The 3,219-nt window shown below is 67.6% G+C and carries 2 protein-coding genes and 1 pseudogene; 1 reads left to right on the top strand and 2 read right to left on the bottom strand.

Translation table 11 applies throughout. The features are described 5' to 3' along the window. Positions 1-50: 50 nt before the first annotated feature. Both ACTHLF_RS04845 and speA read right to left on the bottom strand, forming a co-directional pair. The gene (locus ACTHLF_RS04845) at positions 51-911 is read right to left on the bottom strand and encodes an NAD(P)-dependent oxidoreductase (protein ID WP_440325341.1); all 861 of its coding nucleotides are present in this window, start codon (positions 909-911) and stop codon (positions 51-53) included. Then, positions 908-2,794, bottom strand: coding sequence for an arginine decarboxylase (gene speA / locus ACTHLF_RS04840; protein ID WP_440325340.1), 1,887 nt, complete (start codon positions 2,792-2,794; stop codon positions 908-910). Before speA ends, ACTHLF_RS04845 begins: the two co-directional genes overlap by 4 nt. Positions 2,795-3,102: 308 nt before the next feature. Here speA and ACTHLF_RS04835 point away from each other — a divergent pair. Further along, positions 3,103-3,219 (top strand): annotated as a pseudogene (locus ACTHLF_RS04835) (polyamine aminopropyltransferase); the annotation flags it as partial.

Below are 3,219 nucleotides of genomic sequence, written 5' to 3'. Positions count from 1 at the left end.
ATGGAGGTTGCGGCAAGCCCCATCGCGCGCAAGCGCGCTCCCACAACGGATCAGGATTTTCGCTTCAGCCGGATCAGCGCGGAGATGTCGTCGTCGCCGTAGCCTTCGGACATCAGCTGCGCGAAGTCCGCCAGGGACTGTTCGATGATCGTGCGGTCGGTGCCTGCATCGCTGGCGATGCCGCGGACGATGCCGAGATCCTTGTGCAGCAGCGCCAGCTTGAAGCCCACCGAGAACTCGTTGCGCAGCATGCTGGCGCCGCGCTTCTCGAGGAACCAGTTACCCGCCGCGCCAGCACCGAGCGTCGGGATCAGGCGTTCCGGATCGAGGCCCAGCGCTTCGCCGAGGGCGAGACCTTCGGTCACCGCGTGGGCGATGCCCGCGACGAGCACCTGGTTCACCGCCTTGGTGGCCTGGCCGGCGCCCACCGGTCCCATGTGGGTCACGCGGGCCGCATACGCTTCGAGCACCGGGCGGGCCGTTTCCAGCACGTCCGCGTCGCCGCCGACCATCACCGAGAGCTTGCCGTTCTTCGCGCCCTCGACGCCACCGGATACCGGGGCATCGAGGAACGCGCCACCGGCATCGCCGATGATGCGCGCGGCCTTCTTCGCCGTATCCGGCGAGACCGTCGAATGGTCGACGACGATGGCACCCTTCTTCAGCGTCGGTGCCAGCGCTTCAACCACGCCGATCACATCGGCATCGGCGCTGACGCACACGGCGATCACGTCGCAGTTCGAGGCGATCGACGCGAGGTCCGGCGCCTGCACGCCCAGTTCCTTCGCCAGCGCATCAGCGCGGGCCTGGGTGCGATTACCCACCGCGGCCAACAGCCCCTTCGCGTGGAGGTGGCCAGCCATCGGGGCGCCCATCGCGCCCAGCCCAATGAATGCAGCCTTCAGTGTCATCGCGTGGTTTCCGCCAGATAGGTGTAACCGGTGAGGCCCTTGTCGAGCGCAGCGGCAAGCTCATCGGCCACGGCGCCTTCGATGCCCGCCGCCTTGATCCGGTCGCTATACGTCTGGCGCAGCGCCTTCACGTCGTAGCCCACGTAGTCGAGCATCAGGTCAGTCGTATCGCCGCGGCGGATGTGCGCGAACTCATAACCCGCGGCGGTGGCGCGGACGTTCACCGCATCCGTATCGCCGAACAGGTTGTGGATATCGCCCAGGGTCTCCTGGTACGCGCCCACCATGAAGATGCCGAGCCGGTACGACTCGCCGTCCTTCAGCGGGTGCAGCGGCAGGCTCACGTCCACGCCTTCCGCGTCGACGTAGTGGTCAATGCGGCCATCCGAATCACAGGTGAGGTCGGCGATGACGCCGCGACGCGTCGGTTCTTCATCCAGGCGCGCGATCGGCACGATCGGGAAGATCTGGTCGATCGCCCAGATATCCGGCACCGATTCGAACACCGAGAAATTCACGAAGTACTTGTCGACGAGCTTCTCGTCCAGGTCGTCCAGCGCCTGGCGGTGGGCGCGCTCGGCCGGGAGCAGGCGCGGGCGCACGGCGTTGGCGATCGCGTAGAACAGGTCATCCAGCGTGGCGCGGTCGCGCAGGTCGAGCTGGCCCAGCGCGTACAGCGCCTGGCCTTCGGCGAAGTGATGCTGCGCCTCGTGGAACAGTTCCAGCGGCGGGCGCTCGTCGAGCTCGGCGTGGGTCTCGCGCAGGTGGCGCAGCACCGCAGGCTCCTCGGCACGCGGCGCGGCGATCGCGCCCTCCGGCACCTCTTCCACTTCGCTGACGTTCACCACCATCACGGCGTGGTGCGCGGTCATCGCGCGGCCGGATTCGGTGAAGATCGTCGGCGCCGGCATGCCGTACTCGGCCACGGCCTCGGCCAGCGGCTGCACGATGCTGGCCGCGTACTGGCCCATGCTGTAGTTGATCGAGTTGAAGCTGCGCGAGCGGGTGCCTTCGTAGTCCACGCCCAGGCCGCCGCCCACGTCGACCACATCGATGGGCACGCCGAGGTTGTGCAGTTCCACGAAGTAACGCACGGCCTCGCGCATGCCCGCGGCGATGTCGCGGACGTTCGAGATCTGCGAGCCCATGTGGAAGTGCTGCAGGCGCAGGGTGTGCTTCAGGCCGGCGGCGTCGAGGCGTTCGATCAGCTCGAGCACCTGGCCGGGGCTCAGGCCGAACTTGCCCTTGTCGCCACCCGTGTTCTGCCACTTGCCAGCGCCGATCGAGGCCAGACGCACGCGCACGCCGAGCAGCGGCTCGACATCCAGCGCCTTCGCTTCGGCCAGCACGTGGTCCAGCTCGGAGAGCTTCTCGACCACGATGTGGACGCGCAGGCCCAGCTTCAGGCCGATCAGGGCCAGGCGGACGTATTCGCGATCCTTGTAGCCGTTGCACACCACCATGCTGCCGGGGCGGGCGTAGGCCAGCACGGCCATCAGCTCGGGCTTCGAGCCGGCTTCCAGGCCGAAGCCCTCCTCGCCCGCGGCCACGAGCTCGCCGACCACGCCACGCTGCTGGTTCACCTTGATCGGGTAGATCGCGGTGTACTTGCCGGCGTATTCGGCATCATCGATGGCCTTGCCGAAGGCCTCCTGCAGCTTGCGCAGGCGGTCGGCCAGGATATCGGGGAAGCGGACAAGCAGCGGCAGGCGCAGGCCTTCGGCCGTGGCCTTGGCCACGATGGCCGGCAGGTCGAGGGCCGGGCCCTCGTCGCCGCGCGGGCGCATCTGCAGGTGGCCGTCGGCGGCCACGTCGACGTAGCCGTTGCTCCAGTGGGGGATCGCGTAGGTCAGCTTGGCGCGATCGATGGACCAGTTCGCCATGGGGAGGCGGTCTCCAGGTGATGTTGTCGTGTCCCCTTGAGGGGGCGCGGAACAGTCGCAGCGGCGAACCTTGACGTAGAACAGGCCTGGGCGGCCGGGAGCCTCGCACGCCGCGGGGCCGACCAGGCAGGGCCAGCTATCCCAATACGGGTAGCGGCTGACCTTCTATTGTAGCGGGCAGGGATGACATCCGTGTATCGCCCCCAAGAGGGCCCGACGGCTGCCCGGTCAGGGACTTGGCCGTTTTTTCATCCGGAGCCGGTACAATCCCCGGTTTACACCCCTACCCGTTTCCAGGATCAAGCGTCATGTCGCAGCAGCAGCTCAGCTGGTTTACCGAGGCCCACCAGGCTTCGGGCTCTTCCATCGGTTACCGCGTCGAGCGCCTCCTGCACGCGGAAAAGACCCCGTGGCAGACGATCGAG

The sequence above is a fragment of the Luteibacter sp. genome (genome assembly GCF_051958795.1).
GTDB lineage: Bacteria > Pseudomonadota > Gammaproteobacteria > Xanthomonadales > Rhodanobacteraceae > Luteibacter.
This window is presented reverse-complemented; position numbering and strand designations above follow the sequence as displayed.

Excerpts from the sequence above, each read along its gene's own strand:
- ACTHLF_RS04845 (WP_440325341.1), bottom strand. The coding sequence starts at position 911 with ATGACACTGAAGGCTGCATTCATTGGGCTGGGCGCGATGGGCGCCCCG.
- speA (WP_440325340.1), bottom strand. The coding sequence starts at position 2,794 with ATGGCGAACTGGTCCATCGATCGCGCCAAGCTGACCTACGCGATCCCC.